Raw genomic sequence first — 303 nt, forward strand, 5'->3', positions numbered from 1 at the left:
CAATTCCCTTTGCCACTCATCGATACCTTGAAGCCATGCAGGCGCAGAATCTTCTGGTAATCGTGGTAACAATATTGGCTGCCCCGGTCCGTGTGATGGATACAGCCCTTTGGTTGTGCCCGAAAGGCTATTGCCATGTTCAATGCCCGGATGGCCAGATCGCGTTTCATTCGGTTACTAACAGCCCAACCGACCACTCGGCGCGAATGCAGATCCAAGATCACAGCAAGATAGAGCCAGCCTTCTCGCGTCCAAATATAGCTGATGTCAGCTGCCCACTTCTGGTTTGGTTGCTCAGCGACA

At 52.5% G+C, this 303-nt stretch carries 1 protein-coding gene; it reads right to left on the reverse strand.

Annotated elements, in window-relative coordinates; all coding sequences use genetic code 11:
* Positions 1 to 303 (reverse strand): DDE-type integrase/transposase/recombinase (locus AB9F29_RS22080; protein ID WP_369757273.1); only part of this gene is annotated, 303 nt, incomplete at both ends.

The sequence above is a fragment of the Falsihalocynthiibacter sp. S25ZX9 genome (genome assembly GCF_041205405.1).
Lineage (GTDB): Bacteria > Pseudomonadota > Alphaproteobacteria > Rhodobacterales > Rhodobacteraceae > Falsihalocynthiibacter > Falsihalocynthiibacter arcticus.